The sequence below is a fragment of the Enterobacter sp. A8 genome (assembly GCF_004296595.1).
GTDB classification, from domain to species: domain Bacteria; phylum Pseudomonadota; class Gammaproteobacteria; order Enterobacterales; family Enterobacteriaceae; genus Enterobacter; species Enterobacter cloacae.
In genome coordinates, this window is record NZ_SCMF01000008.1 from 69,727 (window position 1) to 93,296 (window position 23,570).

Below are 23,570 nucleotides of genomic sequence, written 5' to 3' on the forward strand. Positions count from 1 at the left end.
GCCCGTCACCCTTACACGCGTTCCACACCAATCAAAATGGCGGTTTCCGGATCGAGAATCGGCAGCGCAATACCCGCCTGCATCAGCCACTCACCGTTCACCGTTTGCGGTGTCTCCATCCATGCCGGCAGCTTGCGCATGGTGTGCCCGCCCTCTCCCGTAATCTGAATATTCGGGTGATCGAGCAGCGAGATACGGTACTGCGCGCTGGCCTCCAGCCCCGGCATGCGCAGCGGCATCATCAGGGTATAATCCGGCATCGCGAGCTGGCTGACGATAAACAGTCCCTGCGACTTGTCTTCGCTCACGATCCCCTGCGCCAGCGTGGTGGCGTCCGGCATATCCACGCGCCACTGGGTGCCGTGGTGGATCACCTCGCGCCACTGCTTGTGCAGCGCAGCGTAATGGCGATAGCCTTCGCGCTCTTTCTCATCGACGGTGAGCGGATCCAGCTCCAGCCCCATATGGCCAAACAGCGCCGTCAGGCCGCGGAAGGCAATGCTGTGCTGGCGGAACGTCGCGTGGCATTTATGATGACCGATATGCGCGCCCATCACCTCCGGCGGGAAAAAGTAGCTCATGCCGCGCTGAATAGCGTTGCGCTCCAGCGCGTCGTTGTTGTCGGACGCCCAGAAGCGATGGCAGCGGGTCAGCACCTCGTAATCGATTCGTCCGCCACCTGAGGAGCAGGATTCAAATTCAATATGCGGGAAACGCTCGCCCAGCACATCTAAAAGTCGATAAAACTGGCGGGTCTGCGCGTCGGCGGCGGCTCTGCCGTTATGGCCAGGCTGCACCAGCTCGCGGTTCATATCCCATTTCACATAATCAACCGCATGCTCACCCAGCAGCCAGCTCATGCGCTCCACCAGGTAATCAAACGCTTGCGGAATGTTCAGGTTGAGCACCAGCTGGTGTCGTCCGGTCGCCTGCGCGTATCCCGGCAGCGCCAGAACCCAGTCAGGATGCGCGCGGTAGAGATCGGAATCCGGGTTGATCATCTCCGGTTCAATCCAGATGCCGAACTCCATCCCGAGGTTTTTGACATGGTCGATCACTGGCCGCAGGCCGTTCGGGTATTTTTTCTCATCCAGATACCAGTCGCCCAGCGCAGCATGGTCGTCATTGCGCCCTTTAAACCAGCCGTCGTCGATGATAAAGCGTTCCACACCCAGCGCGGCCGCCTCGTCAGCCATACGCATGATGTAGTTCGGATCATGGTTGAAGTAGATCCCCTCCCAGGTGTTGAGGTGGACCGGACGCGGTTTGTTTTCCGGGAAACGGATGATGTTGTCGCGCAGGTAGCGGTGAAACTGCTGGCTCATGCCGTTGAGCCCGTGCGCGGAGTAGCTCGCATAAAGGCGTGGCGTCCAGAGCGTTTGTCCCTCTTCCAGCGTCATCTCCCCTGGCAGGTAGAGCGCTTCCGCTTGCAGATAGCGACGGCCATCGGTTTTGGCTTCAGCGCGAAGGCGATGGTTGCCGCTCCAGCCCAGATGCACACCCCAGACATCGCCGTGCATTTCGCTGAACGACGGCGTGCCTGAAATGAGCGCCGGGAAGTGTTCGTGAGACGTTCTACCCCGGCGGTTCTCAATCACAAAGCTGTCATGCTCCAGCATGACGCGGTGCGGCTGGAATTCACGGATCCAGCGGCCATGAAACGCCATCACCTCCCGGGCGCGCTCCGCCACGGGCAGCGTGACGGCAAAACGGTCCACCTGCCACGCCTGCGATTTCAGGTTGGTTACGCCGTGCCGCACGACCAGCACGCCGCTGGCGTCCAGCGCCAGCTCGCTGGTCAGGCGCAGGCCCGCGTGTTCATCTTCTGCCGTTATCGTCAGGGTTTGTCCCTGCTGCTGCACGTCGGTGGTGCTGAAAACCGGGGAACCATCCAGCCCCTGCCGGTGCCCCTCAATGCCGGGTGAACCAAACAGGCCGTGTCCAGGTTCAGCCATCAGCGTAACCGGGGAATCCACATCGAGCCTGCCGTTAGCCACCGGGCGTTCGAGCGTAGCGGCATCCTGCGGTGAAAAGTGCTGAAGGTGCGGCCCCCAGTAGAGAATTTCGGCAAACGGGTGCGTTTTTATCACCACGTCCACCGTGTTGCTTACGAGTCGAAAAACGTAATCTTGCATCAGACATCTCCAGTCATCGGGATGTCCTGAGTGTTGATCCGAAACGTTTCGGATACAAACCAAAACGTTTCGGATCTGTGATCGGCTTTGGAATTTTGCGTGGTTTACGCCGTCTGGCCTGGGGAGAATTCCGGCTGCCAGAGCACCTGAAGAGTGTCGATGTCGTCACCGTTAATCAGCTGGCGCACCATATCGGCAATCTGTTTCCCGACGCCCTGACGGGTAGACTGGATCACCGCCGCCACGTCGATATCGACGATGCTGTCCTGGGGCAAACCGTCGTAGACCACCAGCGATACGGCATTTTCGCCGGTTAGACGGCCAAGCTGTGCCAGCGCCATTGCCGCGCCGTCGCCGTGGGTGTTGCAGTCGGTGATGATGGCCGTGGGGGGTTGCGGCAGAGAGAGCAGCTCTTTTGTTGTGGCGTAGCCGACCCGGCGGGAGGGGGGCATGGCGCGCAGCCACTCGCTGGACAGCCCGGCTTCACGCAGCGCATCCAGATACCCCTGGCGACGCTGGGTGATGAACGCCTGGTTGTTACTTTCGCCGAGCAAAGCAATACGCTGATGGCCTTTTTCGATCAGCCAGCGGGTGGCCTGATACGTACCGGCGTAGTTGTCAAAATCAAACCACGCGTAGGGCTGCGGCAGCTGACTGCGTCCGAGAGCCAGAAAGGGGAATCCGGCAGCCTGAAGCTGCTCCAGGCGCGGATCGTGATCCAGCGTGTGCGCCACAATCAGCGCATCCACGCGACGGCTTTGCACCATGCGCATATAGCTGTGTTTATCGGCCAGATCGTCATCGGCAATCAGCAGGAGATCGATTTCATGTCGCGCCAGTTCGTGGCTAATTTCGCCGACCATGTCCATAAATACGCTGTTATTGAGCGGAACAGGATGTACCGGGAAAACCAGCCCCACCGCGTCGATCTTGCCCATCTTCAGACGACGGGCAAAGGTATTGGGCCGATAGCCGCGTCGCTGGGCTTCCGCTTCCACGCGGGCGCGCGTCTCGCTGGAGACGTCGTCATATCCGTTGAGGGCACGACTGACGGTGGTAACCGAAAGCCCCAGTTCTTTGGCGATAGCTTTAAGCGACATGCGTTTCCGTTTCCTGGTTAATTTTGTTCCGCCACCAGTAGCGCGTAGGTGTCTGGCTCCAGGGCCTTGAAGATATGCGGCTCGTCGGCGGGATAGCAAATGTAATCCCCTGCCTCCAGCACCTCCGCGGCATCAAGCAGACCGACCAGCGCCCGGCCCTGGGTCACAATAATATGCTCAACCGACCCCGGTGAATGGGGCTGGGAAATACGATCGGCACCTGGCTGGGTGATGAGCAGGTAGACATCGCGCCGTGCGCCCGGGGGGCATGCCGCCAGCAGAATGGCTTCGTAATTGGCCTGCCCGGCGACCACTTTTGTGCCTTCACCGCGGCGGATCACCTGCGTGGTCGGCTGCTGCGGCTCCAGCAACCGTGCAAAGGGAATATCCAGCGCCACACATAGCGACCACAGCGTCTCAAGGCTGGGATTGCCATTGCCGGACTCCAGCTGCGAAAGTGTGGATTTGGCGATACCGGCACGGCGGGCAATTTCCGCCAGTGAAAGTCCGGTTCGCAGGCGTTCTCGCACCAGACTTTTGGCGATCACGCTGATTGGCTGCGTCATAAACGGCCTCTTGTTCTATAAATCGAACGATTCGTTCATCTTGTAAACCGAATCTGATCCGTTCATTATAATGGATACACGTTCGATATGGCTAAAATTGTATGAAACGTTCTCTCTCTTGCCTGAAAGGCGACACCATCAAAGCAATTATCCTCGTTTGCCTCGCCGTTGGCGTGGTGGGGATGTCATACGGCTCGCTGGCGATGGCCTACGGTTTCCCGCTATGGGTACCGTTTGTACTGTCTATTACCGTGCTGGCGGGGGCCTCGGAGTTTATGTTTATCGGTATCGTGGCGAGCGGGGGTAACCCACTGGCGGCGGCCGCGGCCGGGCTGCTGGTGAACGCCCGCCATGTGCCGTTTGGCGTTACGGTGCGCGAGCTGGTGGGTAAACGCGGTTTAAGCTTTTTGGGCTGCCACATCATGAACGACGAAAGCGTGGTGTTTGGGCTGTCGCAAAAAACCCCGGAGCAGCGCAAAACGGCCTACTGGCTGTGCGGCCTGGGCGTTGCCATTCTCTGGCCGCTGGGTACCCTGCTGGGTGCCATGGTCGGAAAACTGTTGCCGGCCCCGGAAACCATCGGGCTGGACGTGGTATTTCCGGCCATTTTGCTGGCCTTAGTGGTTCCGGCGTTTAAAAACCGCACCACGCTTATCCGCGCCTGCAGCGGCGCCGCCCTGTCGCTGGTCGCCGTACCGTTCGCTCCGGTGGGCTTACCGGTACTGCTCTCTTTACTCGGTCTCGCCGCGAGGAAAAAATAATGGAAAACATGACCCTCTTTATCCTCGGTATCGCCATTCTGTCAGCAGGGACCTATCTGATGCGTCTTGGCGGGGCGAAACTGGGTAGCCGACTGGCGCTGTCCGAGCGATCTCAGGCACTGCTGTCGGATGCGGCAACGGTGTTGCTGTTTTCCGTTGCGCTGGCGACCACCTTCTATGAAGGGGAACACTTCGCCGGGATGGCGCGGGTGCTGGGCGTGGCGTTTGCGGTGTTTCTGGCCTGGCGAAAAATGCCGTTAATTGTGGTGATCGTGGCGGCGGCGGTCGTTACGGCGCTGCTGCGTCTGGCGGGCATGGCATAAAAAAGCCCGACAGCACGCGTCCGTCGGGCAAGGCGGCGTTTACTGCGCCGCGAGGGTAACGTAATTCACCGTCAGCATTTCTTCGAGTTCCGCCGTGTTGCCGGTCCTGAACGCGTTATCGTTGAGATAAGTGACCACCGAGAGCGTAACAACCAGCTGTTTGCCCGCCACCTCGCTGCCGTTCACCGCCACAAGCGACGTATCCGGCGGCAGCGTAACCTCCGCTGCACCCGCGGTGACCTGCGCCGCGCCGCGCGGCACGGCCGCCAGCTGCACGGCACCATTATCCATGCGGGCCTCTTTCGCCGTGATTTTCAGCACCCCGTTGTCGCTAAAGCGATACGCTTTATTTCCACGGGCCGGGCCGTCCACCTGCAGACGGATCTTGCGCGCGTCCGGGCAGATCACCGACACCTGGATCTCACGCTCTGACGAGGCATAACCCCGGTACGTTTTTCCGGCAATATCCGTGCTGACCTCGCGCATCGCCTCCCGACGCAGCAGACCATTATTGATACTCTTTACTGACGAAACCACCTGACACTCTTCTTCTGCCAGGACGAAGGGAGCATGGCTGAGGGCGACGCAGGCCAGCAGCAGTAAACACGTGCGATGAATAATCAGAGACATTTTCCGTTTATCTCCTCGTAGAATTGAGTGGGATCCGCTTCCGGCAGGGTGAAACTCAGCGTGCAACGGCCAGCATCCTGCTTCGCATACAGCGTCTGGCTGGCGGAAATATCATTCAGGAAAATGATGCCGTCTTCCGGTGCAGAGGTGATGTACTCCCCTTTCCCGTTCACGACAGAGACGCCTTTCGGTAACGGCGTGCCGTCCGCGCGCGTAATGTTCAGCAGCACGCGGCGCTGGCTCAGCGTGGTGAACTTCCAGTGAGCAAATGCTCCGTGGGAGGCCTTCAGCGACGCATGACCGTTGCTGACGTCAACATTGCCCGGCAGGCTTTGGGTATCTATTTCAACCGTACTTTCGCTGAACGGTGTCAGGGCGGGCACAACCGCTCTGCCCCATTTGTCCGTCCAGACGTTACCGCGCGGGGTACCTATCGCCACCCCGGCAACGGGCTTGTCCAGCGCCACTACCGCATAGGTATCTGTTACCGGATAAGGTGAGAAGGTGACGCCATCACCGTGCGCGACAATGCCGCCGCTCAGTGCGATCGAGGAGTTACGGTTACTTTCATTGTCACCGCCAATACCCAACGCGAGCGTGGTGTAGTGCAGGTTGCTGTTCAGCGAACCATCCCAGTTGGTTACGCTGTCATCGTGATCCTGAGAGACGCCCACCGTGTAGGTGTTTTCATCGTTAAATGACCCCATGGCGCGGGTCCCGTAAGAGGCTTTGCCCTCGTTTTCACGGTACCAGCTGTTGGTGGAAACGCCGGTGCGGCCCAGCGGCACAGAGACGTTCACATAAAACATATCGCTGTCGCTGGTGTACTTATCACCGTGGCTGATGTCTGATTCCCAGTTTACGCTGACGTTAAAATAGCGGAACGACCGCGACCATGACGAAATGATGCGGCGGCTGTCGTATTCGCTGTTCCAGGTCTGGTTGTTGTAATAGCTCAGAGAGAAACGGCCCAGCGTCGGGTTCGACCAGCTCACGCCAACGTTGGTGTCGTATTTTGTGGTCGAGTAGTCATCGTCATCGCTGTATAACTCCTGCATTTCACGATACTTCGGCGTACCGTAGCTCCCGCCAAGGGACAGGCCGAGCCCCCACGGTAAGGCGTAGCCGAGATCCAGCGTGGTTTTATTACCGTCGGTTTGCGAGAGGTTATCAATGGAGCCGAGAAAACCCAGCGAGGCATACATATGCTGCATCGGCACGGTGTCAATGTTGGCGGAGAAACCGTAATAGTGGTTATCTGCCATCACCATGCCGGCGAGAAAGTTCATCCGGTTGTTAATGGACCAGCCGTTTGATGCGGCGACAATCCACGGCTGCGTAAAGTTTGTCTCCATGTCCTCTGCACGCCCAACGGCCAGTGAAAACCCCGGCGCGCGGCCCACGTGGTTGCTACGGAAGGTGCTGGCGGAAACCGTAAAATGGCTTTCGCTGCCGTCGGTTTCTGTCACCGTGACCTTTAAATCCGTGTTCAGGTTAGCAACCGGCACATCGCTTAAGGTGAACGGCCCGGCAGGCACCAGCGTGGAGAAGATCAGCTGTCCACCCTGGCGAATGTCCACGCGCGCCTGGGCGTTGCGGGCAATACCGCTTACCTCAATACCGCTGCTGTAGCCCGGCAGGAGAGCGTTATCCGGCATCATCTGTACGCCATAGATCCCGGGGATACTGAAGCGGCTGTTGGCGATGTTAATTTGCCCGCCCTGCACCATCACGCCGTAGTCGGTAAAGGTGCGTTGTGCGTAGGTGTAGAGCGATTCGCTCTCGAACGACATGTCGCTGCCGTCGCTGATAAACTGCGAACTGCGCACAATCCAGTCGCCTGCGTTAAAGCCAAATTCAAACGAAGACTGAAAACGATCGGACTTATCATCGTCAAAGTCGTAATGGGTGCCAAACATGGAGTAGTTCAGCATAGCCGCGCGTCCGCCACGCACGTCAGCCACCTGGCGGCCACTTTCCGGGTTAATGGCCTCCGGCGGAACAACCAGTGAAATTTCGTCTACGTCTGGAGATGTGACGACCGTTGCGTTTTTCCAGTACTGGTGAATTGAAGGGCACGTTTCACGCTTGAGTTTTTTATATAACCCGGCGGCGTCCAGAAATTCCCCATCAATACACGGAAGACCTTCATCATTAAATTTCACGGGCATAATGCCGCGCTTTTTGCCGTTAATAAGCACGGTGACATTATGGTAACCCGGCATGAATCGCGGGGCGACGGCATAATAGTCAGCAATAGCCGGATCGAGGCCATTCTCTTTTAACGCCTGGGTATCGAAAAACGCTCTTGCCAGCTCCATAGTGGGCGCTGCCGTTGGCAGAATCTCTGCACGAATTCCGAATGCCACCGCGCTCAGGCAAAATGCCAGCACGCCTGTTTTACAGGGGGAAATTTTCATGGCCACTCCGTCGGGTATTATTATTTTACTTCAGCAACGTAAGAACTGGCTTTATAGCCAAAGCGGGTAGCAGGGTACATTTCTACTTTGTTATTCTGCCCGGATATTTTGTTTTCTGACGTCGCTATCATCGTCTGGCCGGGAAGAATATAGCTTTTATCGAATTTGACCTTAATTCGTGACGGTAATAACGTGGCGTTTTGCTCCATACGCACCACATAAGGTGTATCGTTTACCACCGTCAGGTTGCCGTTTTTAATCTGCCAGCGCAGATCTTTCCACGGCTCCATATTCACGTCGAGACCCGCCGGGTGAATAATGACCGGGAGATTCTGGCTGAACACCATTTTCACTTTATTCTGCTCTCGTTGCGGAATAGTGGAAAAAATGACGCGTTTTAAGTGTTCTGTTTTTAATTTTTCCGCGCTGTCTTTTAAGACAAAGCGGACACGCTGCGTTTTACCGGCATTTACACGTACCACCGGTTGAGTGACAATAACACCGGGTGTGGGATCGTCCGGTAAATCGACAATACGGGTATAAAGAAGCTGGGCGGTATCGTCGCTATTTTTCACATCCATGCTCGCTCCCCGCTCGTCTTCGTTAATCAACAGCAGGGAAGTATCTGGCACCATACCGGCGGCAAATGTCTGCAACGACGAAAGCAGGCAAACGCAGAGCAACGTTTTTTTAGAGAGAATCATAATATTAGTCCGTTAATATTGATGGAAACTGCTCCCCTAATCAGAGGAGCAGTGAATTATCAGCACTGTGATAATCAGAGGTAAACCAGCTCAACGTTGGTTAAACCGTCCAGCGTCACTTCATCCGTGACGTTTAAATCGTTGGTTGGGTTGATTGTGGCGCTCACAGCAACCTTAAAGTTGATCTTGCTTTCTGCAGAAGGCGCGCCACTCGTTTTATCTGAAGCAAAGGCATAAATTTCAGAATTGTCACTGTAAATTTGCATATAGTCGGCGCCTCTAACAACCCAGCCTTTTCCACCATCTATACTCGCCAATGGATAAAGCGGGTCCCCATTACTGTTAGTGTTTGCACCTTGAGTACGGAATAACGCTAATGCATAGGCACCAATTTTTTTATCGTTATACATTCCCAGACCAAACACAGTAGATGGCGAACCGGTAAAGCCATTACCCATTACGACTTTTTCAGTGGGTGAAGAGTCATCACGCGAATCGGTAAACTTCACAGCAACACGCGTGGCTTCTTCACAGGTAATGGCAACAGGAATTTCTTTCATTTCCGTCAGCGGGGTCATGCTGGTCGAGTTGAGTGAGGCAACCTTCATGGTACCAAAGTCAGCCACACCGCCACCGCTTGGGAAGGCTGGAGTGCATGAGGATGGAAGGATTTTACCTGTTACTTTAATATCAATGCTTTGTGCAGCCATAGCTGTATTAACCGACATGGCTAACGCTGTAACCAGCATTCCTTTTTTGATCAATGCGTTCATTCAATTTCCTTATTAAGGTGAAATACAAAAGAAAGCCAAATGCCAACATTTGGCCGAGGGTATCGATAAGCAATATTAATTGCCGGAAAATACCAGCATCAATAACCGCTATCAATTGTCTGACCCATCTTTAGGATTTAGACCTGAGGAATTCCTTAACAATTAAGATCAATTATTTGGAATATGAATGTAAATAGCGCCAGCGGCTTAAAAGCATTGAAGGGAATTATGTTATCGACAGTCTTATCAGACAAATTATTTAAGAGGGTTATTTAACGATGAGCGTTAAACAGGAATAACAATTGAGAAGAGGGGGGAAGTATCGCCTTTGCAAGCGAGAAGCGGGATGAGTTTTTACACCTGTCCCCGCTCCGAAGAGCAAGGGACAGTGGCAACACAACTTATTTGTTCAGTTCCGCGGTCATATGTACGCGGTTACCAGAGAATGCCTGAGTAATTTTGTAAGAGGACGCGCCCGCTTCCTGAGCCTGAGCGGCGATTTTCGCTTCTGCGCCATCCAGCGTGGAGGCAGAGGCGGTAACAGTTTGTGCAGCAAAAGAACCGAATGAAGCAGCCAGAGCGATTACAGCGACAAAAGTTTTGATGCTTTTCATGATATAAATCCTTTCGTTAAGTTGTTTAGGTAAGGCACCGTGCCTTGATGAGATAAATACTAGACCTCATAGCCGACAACGAAAAGCGGAAGGATTTGCTATTATCATTCAAAATTACTGATCAACAATTAATCGCTGCGGATGGGTATAAATTGTCGCCCTTCCCGGCTTGCAGAACCCGACCAGCGTCAGGTTACAACGCTCTGCCACCTCTACCGCCAGCGTCGTCGCCGCCGAGACCGCAAACAGGATTTCGACACCGCACATTGCAGATTTTTGCACCATCTCGTAGCTGGCGCGGCTGGAAACCAGCGCTGCGCCCTGCTGCCAGAGATCGCTCTCCCGCGCCCGACGCCCCATCAGTTTATCCAGTGCCACGTGACGTCCCACGTCTTCATGCCCACCGGCGATCTCGCCTGATGGCAGAACCCATGCCGCCGCATGCGTACAGCCGCTCAACTGGCCGATGGGCTGCACGTCGTTGAGGTGGGCAAGCGCGTGGTCGAGGTTGGCCAGATTGAAGGTCTGCGTAAATGGCAGCGGCGCGACAGGTTTGCCGATATCGTTCAGTTGCTCAACGCCACAGACGCCGCACCCTGTTCGCCCGGCCAACGCGCGACGACGCTCCTTCAGCCCCATAAAGCGACGACTGGAGAGTTCGATCTGCACTTCCAGACCGTTGCAGGCCTGAACCACATCCATGCCGTAAATGTCCTGCGGATGCGCAATGATGCCTTCCGAGAGCGAAAACCCGATGGCGAACAGTTCAAGATCTTTTGGCGACGCCATCATCACAACGTGCGAGATGCCGTTGTACACCAGAGCGACGGGGACTTCTTCCGCCAGAAAATCGGGCGTGGCGTGGGTAATGTGAGGGGGTCGATGTACCGACAGCTCCACAATGCCTGCTGGCAGCGGTGACGAGTGGGTAGCACGGTTTTGTTTAGACACAACGGTTTTCCTGAACAACCACGGAGGTGAGCCTGCTATTGCAGCATAAACCACAGGCCTTACGCATAGTATGGATCAACTTTTCAGCACCCAACCGCCTCAAGTTTACCTACTCATTCTGGAGAGGTGCAACCGGCGCCATGCTACACCCCTGTAACATGCGGGGTTAATAGTGTGATTGATATCACACTTTATAATCAACACAGTGATAATACGTTCACTTTGTATTAACGCCATTGGAACAGGCGTACCGACATTGTGGTATTCTGGTGATATCCCCCGGAGAAATGAGGGATTAACGCAAATTTTTCTCCTTTGCGGTCATTATTCAACCGCGAAGTCAAAACTACATATGTAAGCAATGTCGAAACAAGGAGTGACCCATGCAGGTCAGCAGAAGGCAGTTCTTTAAGATCTGCGCTGGCGGTATGGCAGGCACCACGGCAGCGGCACTGGGCTTTGCGCCTGGCGTAGCGCTGGCGGAAACGCGGCAGTATAAACTGCTGCGCACCCGTGAAACCCGTAATACCTGTACGTACTGCTCTGTCGGTTGCGGGCTGTTAATGTATAGCCTCGGCGACGGTGCTAAAAACGCCAAAGCGTCTATCTTCCACATCGAAGGCGACCCGGACCACCCGGTCAACCGCGGCGCGCTGTGCCCGAAAGGGGCCGGTCTGGTGGACTTTATCCACTCCGAAAGCCGTCTGAAATTCCCGGAATATCGCGCGCCTGGCTCTGATAAATGGCAGCAAATCAGCTGGGAAGAAGCATTTGACCGCATCGCTAAACTGATTAAAGAAGACCGCGATGCCAACTTTATTGCGAAGAACGCCGACGGCGTGACGGTCAACCGCTGGCTCTCCACCGGGATGCTCTGTGCATCGGCTTCCAGTAACGAAACCGGCTATTTAACCCAGAAATTCACGCGCGCACTCGGTATGCTCGCGGTCGACAACCAGGCGCGTGTCTGACACGGACCAACGGTAGCAAGTCTTGCTCCAACATTTGGTCGCGGTGCGATGACCAACCACTGGGTCGACATCAAGAACGCCAACCTCATTGTGGTGATGGGCGGTAACGCCGCTGAAGCGCACCCTGTCGGGTTCCGCTGGGCGATGGAAGCCAAAATCCACAACGGTGCGAAACTGATTGTGATCGATCCCCGCTTTACGCGTACAGCGTCAGTGGCGGATTTCTACACCCCTATTCGTTCAGGTACTGACATCACTTTCCTGTCAGGCGTATTGCTGTACCTGATGACTAACGAAAAATACAACCGCGAATACACCGAAGCCTATACCAACGCCAGCCTGATCGTGCGTGAGGATTACCACTTCGAAGATGGCCTGTTCAGCGGTTACGACGCCGAAAAACGCAAGTACGACAAAACCAGCTGGAACTACGAGCTGGACGAGAACGGCTTTGCGAAGCGCGACACCACCCTGCAACACCCGCGCTGCGTGTGGAACCTGCTGAAAGAGCACGTTTCTCGCTATACGCCGGATGTTGTTGAGAACATCTGTGGTACGCCAAAGGCTGACTTCCTGAAGGTCTGCGAGCTTATCGCCGAAACCAGCGCGAAAGACAAAACCGCGTCGTTCCTGTATGCCCTCGGCTGGACGCAACACTCCATTGGTGCGCAGAACATCCGTACCATGGCGATGGTTCAGCTGCTGCTCGGCAACATGGGGATGGCAGGCGGTGGCGTGAACGCCCTGCGCGGTCACTCCAACATTCAGGGTCTGACCGACCTCGGCCTGCTGTCACAAAGCCTGACAGGTTATATGAACCTGCCAAGCGAGAAACAACCGGACCTGCAAACCTACCTTACAGCCAGCACGCCAAAACCGCTGCTTGAAGGCCAGGTGAACTACTGGGGCAACTATCCGAAGTTCTTCGTCTCGCTGATGAAAGCCTTCTACGGCGACAAAGCGACGGCGGAAAATAGCTGGGGCTTTGACTGGCTGCCGAAGTGGGACAAAGGTTACGACGTGCTGCAGTACTTCGAGATGATGCACCAGGGTCAGGTCAACGGCTATATTTGCCAGGGCTTTAACCCGGTCGCCTCGTTCCCGAACAAGAACAAGGTTGTCGAGTCGCTGTCGAAACTGAAGTTCCTGATTACCATCGACCCGCTCAACACCGAGACCTCGACCTTCTGGCAGAACCACGGTGAATCGAACGACGTCGATCCGTCAAAAATTCAGACCGAAGTGTTCCGTCTGCCATCAACCTGCTTCGCGGAAGAGAACGGTTCTATCGTCAACTCTGGCCGCTGGCTGCAGTGGCACTGGAAAGGTGCGGACGCCCCGGGCATCGCCATGAACGACGGCGAGATCCTGGCCGGTATCTTCTTACGCCTGCGTAAGATGTACGCGGCAGAAGGCGGCGCGAACCCGGAACCGGTTCTGAACATGACCTGGAACTACTCGACGCCGGAGAATCCATCCCCGGAAGAAGTGGCGATGGAGAGCAACGGTAAGGCGCTGGCGGACGTTATCGACCCGGCCACCGGTACCGTGCTGGCGAAGAAAGGCGATCAGCTCAGCACCTTCGCGCACCTGCGTGATGACGGCACCACCTCAAGCGGTTGCTGGATCTTTACCGGTAGCTGGACGCCGAAAGGCAACCAGATGGCCAACCGCGATAACGCTGACCCATCGGGCCTTGGCAATACGCTGGGCTGGGCTTGGGCATGGCCGCTGAACCGCCGCATTCTCTATAACCGTGCCTCCGCTGACCCGCAGGGCAACCCGTGGGATCCGAAGCGTCAGCTTCTGAAATGGGACGGCGCGAAATGGGGCGGCGTGGATATTCCGGACTACAGCACTGCCGCACCGGGCAGCGATGTCGGGCCGTTTATCATGCAGCCTGAAGGGATGGGACGCCTGTTTGCCATTGATAAAATGGCGGAAGGGCCGTTCCCGGAACACTACGAGCCGTTTGAAACGCCGCTGGGTACTAACCCGCTGCACCCGAACGTGGTCTCTAACCCGGCTGCCCGTATCTTTAAGGGCGACTTTGAAGCGCTGGGTAAAAAAGACAAGTTCCCGTATGTGGGCACCACTTACCGTCTGACCGAGCACTTCCACTACTGGACCAAGCACGCGCTGCTTAACGCCATCGCGCAGCCGGAACAGTTTGTGGAGATCGGCGAGAAGCTGGCGAACAAGCTCGGCATTGCCCATGGCGATACCGTGAAGGTCTCCTCCAACCGTGGCTATATCAAGGCCAAGGCGGTAGTGACCAAGCGTATTCGCACGCTGAACGTACACGGTCAGCAGGTGGATACCATCGGTATTCCGATTCACTGGGGTTATGAGGGCGTGGCGAAGAAAGGGTTCATTGCGAACACCCTGACGCCATTCGTCGGTGATGCGAACACGCAGACGCCGGAGTTTAAGGCCTTCCTCGTGAACGTGGAAAAGGTGTAACGGAGACGACTTATGGCTTATCAATCTCAGGACATTATTCGTCGTTCCGCGACTAACGGTTTCACGCCCGCGCCTCAGGCGCGGGACCACCAGCAGGAAGTGGCGAAGCTTATCGACGTTACCACCTGTATCGGCTGTAAAGCCTGTCAGGTGGCCTGTTCAGAGTGGAACGACCTCCGTGACGAAGTGGGTCATAACGTCGGGGTGTACGACAACCCGGCCGACCTGACCGCCAAGTCCTGGACGGTAATGCGTTTCTCTGAAGTGGAGCAGAACGACAAACTGGAATGGCTTATCCGCAAAGATGGCTGTATGCACTGTGCGGATCCGGGCTGCCTGAAGGCGTGTCCGTCAGAAGGGGCTATCATTCAGTATGCCAACGGCATTGTCGACTTCCAGTCCGAGCAGTGCATCGGCTGCGGCTACTGCATCGCGGGCTGCCCGTTTGACGTGCCGCGACTGAACCCGGAAGACAACCGCGTCTACAAATGTACGCTGTGCGTTGACCGCGTGAACGTTGGCCAGGAGCCAGCCTGCGTGAAAACCTGTCCAACCGGCGCCATCCACTTTGGCTCCAAAGAGGATATGAAAACGCTGGCGGCCGAACGCGTGGGTGAACTGAAAACCCGTGGTTACGATAACGCTGGCCTGTACGATCCGGCCGGTGTGGGCGGTACGCACGTGATGTACGTGTTGCACCATGCCGACAAGCCGAATCTGTATCACGGCCTGCCGGAGAACCCGGAAATCAGCGCCACCGTGAAGTTCTGGAAAGGCATCTGGAAACCGCTGGCAGCGGTAGGCTTTGCTGCCACCTTCGCAGCGAGCATCTTCCACTACGTCGGCGTCGGTCCGAACCGCGCGGAAGAGGAAGACGATAACCTGCATGAAGAGAAAGACGAGGTGCGCAAATGAAAAAACGTGACACCATCGTGCGCTACACCGCGCCGGAACGCATCAACCACTGGGTCACCGCCTTCTGCTTCATGCTGGCGGCGATAAGCGGGCTGGGGTTCTTCTTCCCGTCCTTCAACTGGCTGATGCAGATACTGGGTACGCCACAGCTGGCGCGCATCCTTCACCCGTTCGTGGGTGTGGTGATGTTTGCCTCGTTTATCATCATGTTTTTCCGTTACTGGCACCATAACCTAATCAATCGGGATGATATCTTTTGGGCGAAGAATATTCGTAAGATCGTCGTCAACGAGGAAGTGGGTGACACCGGGCGTTATAACTTCGGCCAGAAGTGCGTATTCTGGGCGGCGATTATCTTTCTGGTCCTGTTGCTGGTGAGCGGCGTGATCATCTGGCGTCCGTACTTTGCGCCTGCTTTCTCAATCCCGGTGATCCGATTCGCGCTGATGCTGCATTCATTTGCCGCAGTGGCGTTAATTGTGGTTATCATGGTGCATATTTACGCCGCCCTCTGGGTGAAAGGCACCATTACCGCGATGGTGGAAGGATGGGTAACCAAAACGTGGGCAAAGAAACATCACCCGCGTTGGTACCGTGAAGTCCGCCAGAAACAGGAAAAGTCATCTGAATGAGTATTCGCATAATCCCGCAAGATGAGCTGGGGTCGAGCGAGAAACGCACGGCGGAATATATTCCGCCGTTGTTATTCCCCAGACTCAAGAACCTCTACAACCGCCGTGCAGAGCGCCTGCGCGAGCTGGCAGAGAACAACCCGCTGGGCGATTTTCTGCGTTTTGCCGCGCTGGTTGCCCATGCGCAGGAAGTGGTGCTGTACGACCACCCGCTGCAAATGGATCTGACTGCGCGCATCAAAGAAGCCAGTGAGCAGGGCAAGCCGCCGCTGGATATTCACGTCCTGCCGCGTGACAAGCACTGGCATAAGCTGCTGCATTCTCTGATTGCCGAGCTGAAGCCCGAGATGAGCGGCACCGCGCTGGCGGTCATTGAGAACCTGGAAAAAGCCTCCGATCAGGAGCTGGAAGAGATGGCGAGCGCGCTGTTTGCCTCTGACTTCTCGCTGGTCAGCAGCGATAAAGCGCCGTTTATCTGGGCTGCGCTGTCGCTCTACTGGGCACAAATGGCCAGTCTGATCCCCGGTAAAGCGCGCGCCGAATACGGCGAAGCGCGCCAGTTCTGTCCGGTGTGTGGCTCAATGCCAGTCTCCAGCATGGTACAGATCGGCACCACCCAGGGGCTGCGCTACCTGCATTGCAACCTGTGTGAAACCGAGTGGCATGTGGTGCGCGTGAAGTGTAGCAACTGCGAGCAGACCCGCGATCTGAACTACTGGTCGCTGGAAAATGAAGACGCGGCGGTAAAAGCCGAAAGTTGCGGCGATTGCGGAACGTATCTGAAGATTCTGTATCAGGAAAAAGACCCGAAAGTTGAAGCGGTGGCCGACGATCTCGCCTCGCTGATTCTGGACGCCAAAATGGAGCAGGAGGGCTTTGCCCGTAGCTCTATCAACCCGTTCCTGTTCCCGGGTGAAGGGGAGTAATCTCCCTCATTAGCCCGGCAAGCTACTTTGCTGTCGGGCTAATTAATCTGATAAAGCCGAAATAACGTGCTGTGGATCATTCGCAATTGCACGCAACAATGCCTTTGCGGGACCGGTAGGCGAACGCCGTCCTTGTTCCCAGTTACGCAACGTATCAACGCTGACTGAGATTAAGTTCGCGAATTTACTTTGGGACAACCCAGACGCCTGACGAATTTCTTTGATTTTCATCGCATCGATTTGAAAGGTGCGCGACGGCTCGCGTTTCCCCCCGACAATGTCATCCATCTGAGCTATGCTTTGTGTTAATCGCTCAAACAGTGCCTTATCCATTTACCACCTCTCAATCATCTTTTTCAGAATGGCTTTTTCTCTCGCGGACAGGTCATCTTTGATCCCTTTGCGATAGATGAGCAGCAATCTGATTTCAAACTCGTGGGTACGATGAAAATAAATAACCCTTACTCCACCGCGCTTTCCCCTGCCTCCTGAAAGCCAACGAATCTTTCGCAGCCCCCCGGTATTCTGGATCAGATCGCCATAATCAGGTTGTGTTGCCAGGAACACCTGGAGCTTATGGTATTCGTCGTCATCCAGTAACGTTTTGACGTCTTCTGTGAAGATATCCGTTTCAATGAATAGCATAAATTATACGCCATTGGCTTAGAGTAACACATCTCCAATGTACGTCAATGACGTACCCCTATGTGAGGTACGTTATTGATTTTTCAGTAACATATCCATTTATTTCATTAAGTGAAGTTGGTTTCTGCGAGCCTTTTTCCAAATCTCTGGTTCTACTTAATTTGATTGTTTTCATCTGCTTTCATACAGGTTATAAGACTGTGCATACATACAGCAAAAGGACATCACCATGGCACTGGAAAAGGGTATTGATAGGCTTGTGCAGGATTTTATCGCTGCAGGCCGACCTGGCGCGCGTAAGCAGAGTATTGATGACCGGAGAGCCGGATATGTAGCCAGCACTGTACTTGCCGGCGAAACCGAAACCCGCGTGCAGGTTGAAACGCTTGTCATTGATGGCCTTACCCTTCGGGTATTCTCGCCTCTCAATGTCGCTGAAACGTTACCTTGTGCCCTCTACTACCATGGCGGTTGTTTTGTCAGCGGTGGGTTTGCAACCCATGACAATCAGCTCCGCCAGCTGGCGTTTTACGGTCAGTGTCGGGTGATTGCGGTTCAGTACAGGCTGGCACCGGAGCATACCTTCCCCGCTGCGCATGATGATGCAGAGAGAGCGGCGGAGCTTGTCTGGCAACATGCAGAAAAAGTCGGCGTGGATAAAAACCGCATTACGCTTTGTGGTGACAGTGCAGGCGGCCATCTGGCGCTGGTCACCGCGCTGCGGCTCAAGGCTAAAACACAGTGGAATCCGGCCCAGCTTATCCTTATTTACCCTATGCTCGACGCCACAGCCAGCTTTGCAAGCTACACCCATAATGGGCAGGACTACGTTATCACGCGCGATACGCTGCTGAGTGGTTATGACATGTACCTGGCAGAGACAGACCGCCGGGACCCTGAAGCCAGCCCACTCTGGCGGGATGATTTCAACGGCCTGCCGCCGGTACACATTATTACCGCCGAGTACGATCCGCTATGCGACGAGGGTCAGGCGCTTTATCAACATATGACAGAACAAGGGGTTATTTGCACAGCGCAGCATTGGCTGGGTGTCATCCACGGCTTCTTCCAGCTTGGCGGCGTCAGTCCATCAGCGCGAGATGTTCTTCGGGACATCGCCTGGCGGATCAACTCCGCCCGGCGATAACAACGGGGAACCTTACTCCTCCTCGTTCCCGCCCTCTTCATACGCGCCAAACGGCTTCGCAGGCAGAACGATATAGGTGCCTTCAAACACCGCCCCTGGGGTTTCATCGCCAAAGAGTTCAACCTGCATCTGTACACGGGCTTTGCGACCGCGCGCCAGGCGGTCGAGATCGCCCCCCAAAGAGCCGAGATCGGCCACGGCGCTCGGTTTGCCGCTTATGGGGGCGCTGTAGCGAATATGGGCATCAGCCAGAATGATCGTGCCGCCAAGGTGGCGTTCACGCAGCATCAGCCAGATAAGCCCCCAGCCGGTGAGCGTGGCGAGCGAAAACAGGCTGCCGGCAAATAGCGTGTGGTGCGGGTTCTGGTTGCCGGTTTCCGGCATGGTGGTAATGAATTTTTGCCCGGTGTACTGCTGAATACGCACCCCCATCTTTTCACTCAGAGGGATGTGCTGATACCAGGCCTGCTGAAGCTGTCCGCACCAGTCCGCGCGGTGGAGAATATCATCCAGCGTGGCGATGGGTTTAATCATCAAAAAGTGGCGAATCGGCGTGGTTTGCGGGGTCGTAATTTCCCCCTGATTAACAAAACCGAGTTTGGCGAAGAACTCAACGGCATCTTCGCGGGCGCTACAGGTCACGCGCTTAACGCCTTCCTGACGGGCCACTGACTCCAGGGTCATGGCCATCAACGTACCTAACCCTTTGTCCTGCACGGAGGGATGGACCGCCATAAAACGAATAGAGGCTTCGTTATCGGCATTAATATACAGACGCCCGACGGCAACGAGGTTACCCTCTTCGTCCATCACCATCTGATGATGTGCCATGGCGTCCCAGGCGTCGCGTTCAGACCCTTTAGGCTGATGTAATGGCTTGCGCAGCATTTCCCAGCGGAACTGGTAATAGGCTTCTAACTCTTCTTCCGTTTGCGGTACTCGAAGGTGATACATAGCTGTACTCTCTCTTGTTACCCGCGGCCACGCCGCCAGTTGGCTCATACCTGGAGCCAGAATGTGACGGGGCCATCGTTCACCAGCGATACCTGCATATCTGCAGCAAATCGTCCGGTTTGCGTATTCATTTCCTGTTGGCGACAACGCTCAACAAAGTACTCGTAAAGCGCTTCTGCCCGATCCGGGGCCGCACCTTTTGAGAAACTCGGGCGCATGCCGCGTTCGGTATCGGCGGCCAGCGTAAACTGGGAAACCACCAGCACACTTCCGCCCGATTGCTGGACGTTAAGGTTCATCTTGCCTTCCGCATCACTAAAGATACGGTAGCCCAGCACGCGTTCACATAAGCGGTTGGCTTTTTGTTCGTCGTCATCCTTTTCGACACCTAACAACACTAAAAGTCCTGGGCCAATTTCACCCGTCACCTCTCCCTCCACGGTGACGCTGGCACGGGTTACGCGCTGTATCAATGCAATCATGGTTGGTCTGCTTCTTGTTGTTTTTCAGCTTCTGCTGCTTTTTTAAGTTCGCGGTATACGCCGAGAGTGACAGTTATTTCCGCACCAAGCAAGACGATACACCAGGTCCAGTAAACCCAGACAAACAAAATGGGGATCACCGCCAGTACGCCGTAAATGAGCTGATAGGAGGGGAACATGGTGATGTAAAGGGCAAACCCCTTTTTGCCCAGTTCGAAGAGCACCGCTGCCACCAGTGCACCAACAACCGCATCACGGTTCGGCACGCGCGTGGTCGGCACCACACTGTAGAGCAGCCAGAAAGAGAGCCACGATAAAATCAGCGGGAAGATACGCAACACGTTATCAATGGCACCGTTGAGATCGCTGGCCCAGCGCAGGGAGAGCAGATAGGAGCTAATCGCCAGGCTCGCCCCCGCCAGCAACGGGCCGAGAGTTAAAATCATCCAGTAAACAGCAAAGGAGTAGACCTTCGGGCGGACTTTTTTACTCCGCCAGATCGTATTAAGCGCACTGTCGATGGAGTACATCAGCAGAAGCGCGGTGACGATAAGCCCGCACGCCCCCACTGCCGTCATCTTGCTGGAGTTTGCGACAAACTGTTCAATGTAGTTCTGGATCACATCGCCAGTGGCAGGAATAAAATTCGCAAAGACGAAGTGACGCAGTTGCAGGCTGACCTCTGCAAACATGGGAAAAGCGGAAAAAAGGGCAAAAATAACCGCCACCAGCGGTACCAGGGAGAGCAACGACACGTAGGCGAGGTTACCCGCCAGCGTGGTCATGTTGTCCTCATCAATACGGTGCCAGAGGAGTTTTAGCCAGGCCCTGAGCGGGCGAGTATGGTGCGTGGCTTTTTGATGAACGGTTTTTAGCATAACTGCTTCGCAAAGTAGTTCGGTATCGTCTCTTTTCCGGTCACCAGAATTGACGTAATACCCAACTGGTTAGCTCCCTCTATATTATCGGCATTGTCATCGAAAAAGACCGCATCGGACGCGGAGAATCCTTCCGCTTGCAGTACCGCCTGATAAATCCGCGCTTCGGGTTTACGCATCCCCATCTCCTGCGAGAGGTAGATTTTATCTGCTGCAGCCTTAACTTCTGGGTATTCCTCTGGCCAGAACGTGGTGTGCAGGCGGTTGGTGTTCGACAGCACGACGACCCGGTGACCCTGCTCGCGAAGTTTATGCATGATGTCGATAACCTCAGGGCGGATAGCGACAAATACAGCCTGCCAGCCGTGGGAGAACTGTTCGTAGCTTAACGGCAGATCCATTTCATGGCACAGACGTTCAGCAAACACTTCGTCGCTGATCTCACCCCGTTCATGCTGATGGAATGTCTCGCCCATGGCGAAACTCTGTTTTAACGTCGCCAGCGGGACACGGCTAAAATCGCTCCATGCGCCCAGCACCCGATTGAAATCGATATCGACGATTACATTTCCTAAGTCAAAGATATAAAGCATGTTTATCTCCTGCTCGCCGTGGAAAAGTAACTGTAGCGGGAAAGATAAGGTTTGGCTATGCGCCAGATTCAGCTTAAAGAAAGGAACGGCCCGAAGGGATTTTCGGGCCGTCAGAGAGGTTATCCAGCCTGCTGCTCGTCGCCTGTGCTGACTTCGACAACTTCTACCTTGCTGAATTTGAGATGATTATGTAGCGCTGAGCCGGGCAGTTCATCGGTAAAGAGCGCCGTTGCCTGCGCCACGTTGCCAATTTCCACGGCGGCAGAGGCGGTGTATTTCGTATGATCGGCCGCCAGTAAAATATGTCTGGCATGAGCCATCATCGTTTTCACCACGCTGGCTTCATTAACGTCAAACTCCATCATCGCGCCGTCGTGTTCAATCGCCCCCACGCTGGTCACCAGATAATCCGCCCGAAAGCCAGACACGAACGCCGTCGCCGCCGGACCGATAATGCCGCCGTTATGTGGACGCAGCGTACCGCCGGGCACCATCACCTCAAAACGCGGATTTTTATAGAGGATGTGTGCCACCCGCAGACTGTTAGTAATGATACGCAGATGGTTATGGTTGAGCAGCGCACGGGCCACGTGCTCCACGGTCGTGCCAATGGTGATGAAAATAGTCGAACCATCAGGAATATAGTCGGCAATTGCTTCGGCAATTGCCCGCTTCTCTTCAGTCAGCGACACTTCGCGCTGCTCAAAGGCCGTGTTCACCACGCTGGATGCCCTGCCCGCACCGCCATGATGTCGCGTAATCAGTCCCTGTTCGCTCAGCTTGCGGATATCCCGGCGCACGGTTTGCGTCGAGACGTCCAGCAACTGCGCCAGTTCATCAATGTTCATATATCCGCGATCGGCTATCAGCGTCAGCAGCTGATCGTGACGCGGGTTGCCGGTCAGTTCGGTAAGGCTCATGGGCTGTCCTCTGAAAACCATCACGCCCCGCATTTTATACAAAAAGTGACAAAAAAGAGCGGGTTTGATCACAGTCGGGTATACCTGCGCGACCGCCGGGCTGAGTACATTTCAGCGCGGCGACGGCGCTGGCGAAACGCACGGCTTGCGCTGGAGATAACCGTTGCGCCAGGCTGACCGCCAGGGCACCGTGGAAAACATCCCCCGCCCCGGTGGTATCAACCACCTCGACCTCAAAACCCGGCTGATGGCACAGGGCATCGTTCTCCAGCCAAAAGCAGCCGTCCCGGCCCTGCGTGACATAGACATGTCCATTTGTGAGCGTTTGTGCTTTTTTAAGCGCACCTTCCGTTTCCTCAAGATGGCTTACCCGACGCAGCCCCGGCGCGGAAAAGGCAGCATGATCGCTGAGGGCGATAAGTTCCGCGATGTCCTGAGGGGTTGTGTCCGCATCGAGCAACGTGGGGACGCCTTGCTGGCGGGCAAGGGTAAACGCCTGCTTCGCCCCTTCATGCCAGCGCACATCGGCTAAAACAATGTCCCATTGCGAGAAGTCGATGCCCTGCAGCCAGTCTGCCGCAGCGGGAAGATCGGGGCTGGGATAGTTCGCGATAATGCGTTCCCCGCTGCCGTCCACCAGCACTGCCGATTGTGACGAGCGGGCATCTTTCACTATACGCGTGTAGCGGGTGTTCACCCCCAGGGATTCCAGCTCCGCAAGCAGCCTTCTGCCGGTATCGTCGTCACCCACCCGGCCAATAAAATCCACGGATGCCCCCAGTTTTGCCGCCGCCACCGCCGCAGTTGCCGCCGGGCCGCCGCCCACTTCCGTATAGTCTTTTGCGACATATTTCCCACCTTCTTTTGGTAAATCATCGAGATACCAGATGCGATCCAGCACGGTTATGCCGACACAAACGATGCGAGTCATGGTGCTTCCTTCTGCAATTTCTGATGCCTTCATTTTAATTTCATCAAATGTTTAAAAAGTGACCCCTGTCAATTTTTTGACCATAAATTACAAATACGATCAAAAACAGACAACATAAACGCGCAAAAATTGACAC

General features: G+C 55.3%; 24 protein-coding genes. 7 read left to right on the forward strand and 17 right to left on the reverse strand.

What is annotated here, in order from left to right; genetic code table 11:
• Nucleotides 1-11: 11 nt before the first annotated feature.
• From EQV24_RS22410 to EQV24_RS22420, 3 genes are all read right to left on the reverse strand, one after another.
• Complete coding sequence (locus EQV24_RS22410) at nucleotides 12-2,135, reverse strand: alpha-galactosidase (protein WP_130627075.1); 2,124 nt, start codon at nucleotides 2,133-2,135, stop codon at nucleotides 12-14.
• 104 nt (nucleotides 2,136-2,239) lie between these two features.
• Nucleotides 2,240-3,334 carry a LacI family DNA-binding transcriptional regulator gene (locus EQV24_RS22415; protein WP_257625402.1) on the reverse strand — a complete coding sequence of 365 codons (1,095 nt, stop codon included), beginning with the start codon at nucleotides 3,332-3,334 and terminating at the stop codon, nucleotides 2,240-2,242.
• Complete coding sequence (locus tag EQV24_RS22420; RefSeq protein ID WP_013099345.1) at nucleotides 3,253-3,801, reverse strand: XRE family transcriptional regulator; 549 nt, start codon at nucleotides 3,799-3,801, stop codon at nucleotides 3,253-3,255. Before EQV24_RS22420 ends, EQV24_RS22415 begins: the two co-directional genes overlap by 82 nt.
• Nucleotides 3,802-3,902: 101 nt before the next feature.
• Here EQV24_RS22420 and EQV24_RS22425 point away from each other — a divergent pair, with 101 nt between their 5' ends.
• A complete protein-coding gene (locus EQV24_RS22425) occupies nucleotides 3,903-4,562 on the forward strand; it encodes an AzlC family ABC transporter permease (RefSeq protein WP_130627076.1) in 660 nt (219 codons plus the stop codon).
• On the forward strand, nucleotides 4,562-4,885 hold the full coding sequence (locus EQV24_RS22430; RefSeq protein ID WP_020686891.1) for an AzlD domain-containing protein: 324 nt from the start codon (nucleotides 4,562-4,564) through the stop codon (nucleotides 4,883-4,885). Before EQV24_RS22425 ends, EQV24_RS22430 begins: the two co-directional genes overlap by 1 nt.
• A gap of 39 nt (nucleotides 4,886-4,924) precedes the next feature.
• Here the strand turns inward: EQV24_RS22430 and EQV24_RS22435 are convergent, their stop codons facing one another.
• The 6 genes from EQV24_RS22435 to fdhD form a co-directional block, all read right to left on the reverse strand.
• Complete coding sequence (locus tag EQV24_RS22435) at nucleotides 4,925-5,515, reverse strand: hypothetical protein (RefSeq protein WP_045901596.1); 591 nt, start codon at nucleotides 5,513-5,515, stop codon at nucleotides 4,925-4,927.
• Nucleotides 5,506-7,935, reverse strand: a complete 2,430-nt coding sequence (locus tag EQV24_RS22440) for a fimbrial biogenesis outer membrane usher protein (protein WP_045901593.1) — start codon at nucleotides 7,933-7,935, stop codon at nucleotides 5,506-5,508. The genes EQV24_RS22435 and EQV24_RS22440 overlap by 10 nt, the downstream gene beginning before the upstream one ends.
• A 20-nt stretch (nucleotides 7,936-7,955) precedes the next feature.
• Nucleotides 7,956-8,639, reverse strand: a complete 684-nt coding sequence (locus EQV24_RS22445) for a fimbria/pilus chaperone family protein (protein WP_013099350.1) — start codon at nucleotides 8,637-8,639, stop codon at nucleotides 7,956-7,958.
• 74 nt (nucleotides 8,640-8,713) lie between these two features.
• Nucleotides 8,714-9,412 (reverse strand): DUF1120 domain-containing protein, encoded by a 699-nt coding sequence (locus tag EQV24_RS22450; RefSeq protein ID WP_013099351.1) that lies wholly within the window; start codon nucleotides 9,410-9,412, stop codon nucleotides 8,714-8,716.
• Between the two features lie 401 nt (nucleotides 9,413-9,813).
• Nucleotides 9,814-10,026: a DUF1471 domain-containing protein gene (locus tag EQV24_RS22455; RefSeq protein WP_013099352.1), complete on the reverse strand. Its 213-nt coding sequence runs from the start codon at nucleotides 10,024-10,026 to the stop codon at nucleotides 9,814-9,816.
• A gap of 114 nt (nucleotides 10,027-10,140) precedes the next feature.
• A complete protein-coding gene (gene fdhD, locus EQV24_RS22460) occupies nucleotides 10,141-10,977 on the reverse strand; it encodes a formate dehydrogenase accessory sulfurtransferase FdhD (RefSeq protein ID WP_045294655.1) in 837 nt (278 codons plus the stop codon).
• Between the two features lie 383 nt (nucleotides 10,978-11,360).
• Here fdhD and fdnG point away from each other — a divergent pair, with 383 nt between their 5' ends.
• From fdnG to fdhE, 4 genes are read left to right on the forward strand one after another with little or no spacing between them, the layout of a single operon-like run.
• Nucleotides 11,361-14,411: a formate dehydrogenase-N subunit alpha gene (fdnG, locus tag EQV24_RS22470; protein WP_086527976.1), complete on the forward strand. Its 3,051-nt coding sequence runs from the start codon at nucleotides 11,361-11,363 to the stop codon at nucleotides 14,409-14,411.
• A gap of 12 nt (nucleotides 14,412-14,423) precedes the next feature.
• On the forward strand, nucleotides 14,424-15,326 hold the full coding sequence (gene fdxH, locus EQV24_RS22475) for a formate dehydrogenase subunit beta (protein WP_014833793.1): 903 nt from the start codon (nucleotides 14,424-14,426) through the stop codon (nucleotides 15,324-15,326).
• Nucleotides 15,323-15,958: a formate dehydrogenase cytochrome b556 subunit gene (fdoI, locus tag EQV24_RS22480; RefSeq protein ID WP_013099357.1), complete on the forward strand. Its 636-nt coding sequence runs from the start codon at nucleotides 15,323-15,325 to the stop codon at nucleotides 15,956-15,958. The genes fdxH and fdoI overlap by 4 nt, the downstream gene beginning before the upstream one ends.
• Nucleotides 15,955-16,884 carry a formate dehydrogenase accessory protein FdhE gene (fdhE, locus tag EQV24_RS22485; RefSeq protein WP_029882351.1) on the forward strand — a complete coding sequence of 310 codons (930 nt, stop codon included), beginning with the start codon at nucleotides 15,955-15,957 and terminating at the stop codon, nucleotides 16,882-16,884. The genes fdoI and fdhE overlap by 4 nt, the downstream gene beginning before the upstream one ends.
• A gap of 42 nt (nucleotides 16,885-16,926) precedes the next feature.
• Here the strand turns inward: fdhE and EQV24_RS22490 are convergent, their stop codons facing one another.
• Complete coding sequence (locus EQV24_RS22490; protein WP_013099359.1) at nucleotides 16,927-17,217, reverse strand: helix-turn-helix domain-containing protein; 291 nt, start codon at nucleotides 17,215-17,217, stop codon at nucleotides 16,927-16,929.
• Nucleotides 17,218-17,529 carry a hypothetical protein gene (locus EQV24_RS22495; protein WP_013099360.1) on the reverse strand — a complete coding sequence of 104 codons (312 nt, stop codon included), beginning with the start codon at nucleotides 17,527-17,529 and terminating at the stop codon, nucleotides 17,218-17,220.
• Between the two features lie 229 nt (nucleotides 17,530-17,758).
• Here EQV24_RS22495 and EQV24_RS22500 point away from each other — a divergent pair, with 229 nt between their 5' ends.
• Entirely contained in the window at nucleotides 17,759-18,676 is a 918-nt protein-coding gene (locus EQV24_RS22500) for an alpha/beta hydrolase (protein WP_130627077.1), read from the forward strand.
• 12 nt (nucleotides 18,677-18,688) lie between these two features.
• Here the strand turns inward: EQV24_RS22500 and fabY are convergent, their stop codons facing one another.
• The 6 genes from fabY to EQV24_RS22530 form a co-directional block, all read right to left on the reverse strand.
• A complete protein-coding gene (gene fabY, locus EQV24_RS22505) occupies nucleotides 18,689-19,630 on the reverse strand; it encodes a fatty acid biosynthesis protein FabY (RefSeq protein WP_013099362.1) in 942 nt (313 codons plus the stop codon).
• A 44-nt stretch (nucleotides 19,631-19,674) separates the two neighbouring features.
• Entirely contained in the window at nucleotides 19,675-20,112 is a 438-nt protein-coding gene (dtd, locus tag EQV24_RS22510) for a D-aminoacyl-tRNA deacylase (RefSeq protein ID WP_013099363.1), read from the reverse strand.
• A complete protein-coding gene (locus tag EQV24_RS22515; protein ID WP_013099364.1) occupies nucleotides 20,109-20,990 on the reverse strand; it encodes a virulence factor BrkB family protein in 882 nt (293 codons plus the stop codon). The genes dtd and EQV24_RS22515 overlap by 4 nt, the downstream gene beginning before the upstream one ends.
• Complete coding sequence (gene yihX / locus EQV24_RS22520; RefSeq protein WP_013099365.1) at nucleotides 20,984-21,583, reverse strand: glucose-1-phosphatase; 600 nt, start codon at nucleotides 21,581-21,583, stop codon at nucleotides 20,984-20,986. The genes EQV24_RS22515 and yihX overlap by 7 nt, the downstream gene beginning before the upstream one ends.
• 119 nt (nucleotides 21,584-21,702) lie before the next feature.
• Nucleotides 21,703-22,503: a DeoR/GlpR family DNA-binding transcription regulator gene (locus EQV24_RS22525; protein ID WP_020686879.1), complete on the reverse strand. Its 801-nt coding sequence runs from the start codon at nucleotides 22,501-22,503 to the stop codon at nucleotides 21,703-21,705.
• 34 nt (nucleotides 22,504-22,537) lie between these two features.
• Entirely contained in the window at nucleotides 22,538-23,434 is an 897-nt protein-coding gene (locus EQV24_RS22530; RefSeq protein WP_058651831.1) for a sugar kinase, read from the reverse strand.
• Between the last annotated feature and the right edge of the window lie 136 nt (nucleotides 23,435-23,570).

What these genes read in the sequence shown, in the direction of transcription:
- EQV24_RS22410 (WP_130627075.1), bottom strand. Translation starts at nt 2,135, where the DNA reads ATGCAAGATTACGTTTTTCGACTCGTAAGCAACACGGTGGACGTGGTG.
- EQV24_RS22420 (WP_013099345.1), bottom strand. Translation starts at nt 3,801, where the DNA reads ATGACGCAGCCAATCAGCGTGATCGCCAAAAGTCTGGTGCGAGAACGC.
- EQV24_RS22425 (WP_130627076.1), top strand. Translation starts at nt 3,903, where the DNA reads ATGAAACGTTCTCTCTCTTGCCTGAAAGGCGACACCATCAAAGCAATT.
- EQV24_RS22430 (WP_020686891.1), top strand. Translation starts at nt 4,562, where the DNA reads ATGGAAAACATGACCCTCTTTATCCTCGGTATCGCCATTCTGTCAGCA.
- EQV24_RS22435 (WP_045901596.1), bottom strand. Translation starts at nt 5,515, where the DNA reads ATGTCTCTGATTATTCATCGCACGTGTTTACTGCTGCTGGCCTGCGTC.
- EQV24_RS22440 (WP_045901593.1), bottom strand. Translation starts at nt 7,935, where the DNA reads ATGAAAATTTCCCCCTGTAAAACAGGCGTGCTGGCATTTTGCCTGAGC.
- EQV24_RS22445 (WP_013099350.1), bottom strand. Translation starts at nt 8,639, where the DNA reads ATGATTCTCTCTAAAAAAACGTTGCTCTGCGTTTGCCTGCTTTCGTCG.
- EQV24_RS22450 (WP_013099351.1), bottom strand. Translation starts at nt 9,412, where the DNA reads ATGAACGCATTGATCAAAAAAGGAATGCTGGTTACAGCGTTAGCCATG.
- EQV24_RS22455 (WP_013099352.1), bottom strand. Translation starts at nt 10,026, where the DNA reads ATGAAAAGCATCAAAACTTTTGTCGCTGTAATCGCTCTGGCTGCTTCA.
- fdxH (WP_014833793.1), top strand. Translation starts at nt 14,424, where the DNA reads ATGGCTTATCAATCTCAGGACATTATTCGTCGTTCCGCGACTAACGGT.
- fdoI (WP_013099357.1), top strand. Translation starts at nt 15,323, where the DNA reads ATGAAAAAACGTGACACCATCGTGCGCTACACCGCGCCGGAACGCATC.
- fdhE (WP_029882351.1), top strand. Translation starts at nt 15,955, where the DNA reads ATGAGTATTCGCATAATCCCGCAAGATGAGCTGGGGTCGAGCGAGAAA.
- EQV24_RS22490 (WP_013099359.1), bottom strand. Translation starts at nt 17,217, where the DNA reads ATGGATAAGGCACTGTTTGAGCGATTAACACAAAGCATAGCTCAGATG.
- EQV24_RS22495 (WP_013099360.1), bottom strand. Translation starts at nt 17,529, where the DNA reads ATGCTATTCATTGAAACGGATATCTTCACAGAAGACGTCAAAACGTTA.
- EQV24_RS22500 (WP_130627077.1), top strand. Translation starts at nt 17,759, where the DNA reads ATGGCACTGGAAAAGGGTATTGATAGGCTTGTGCAGGATTTTATCGCT.
- fabY (WP_013099362.1), bottom strand. Translation starts at nt 19,630, where the DNA reads ATGTATCACCTTCGAGTACCGCAAACGGAAGAAGAGTTAGAAGCCTAT.
- dtd (WP_013099363.1), bottom strand. Translation starts at nt 20,112, where the DNA reads ATGATTGCATTGATACAGCGCGTAACCCGTGCCAGCGTCACCGTGGAG.
- EQV24_RS22515 (WP_013099364.1), bottom strand. Translation starts at nt 20,990, where the DNA reads ATGCTAAAAACCGTTCATCAAAAAGCCACGCACCATACTCGCCCGCTC.
- yihX (WP_013099365.1), bottom strand. Translation starts at nt 21,583, where the DNA reads ATGCTTTATATCTTTGACTTAGGAAATGTAATCGTCGATATCGATTTC.
- EQV24_RS22525 (WP_020686879.1), bottom strand. Translation starts at nt 22,503, where the DNA reads ATGAGCCTTACCGAACTGACCGGCAACCCGCGTCACGATCAGCTGCTG.
- EQV24_RS22530 (WP_058651831.1), bottom strand. Translation starts at nt 23,434, where the DNA reads ATGACTCGCATCGTTTGTGTCGGCATAACCGTGCTGGATCGCATCTGG.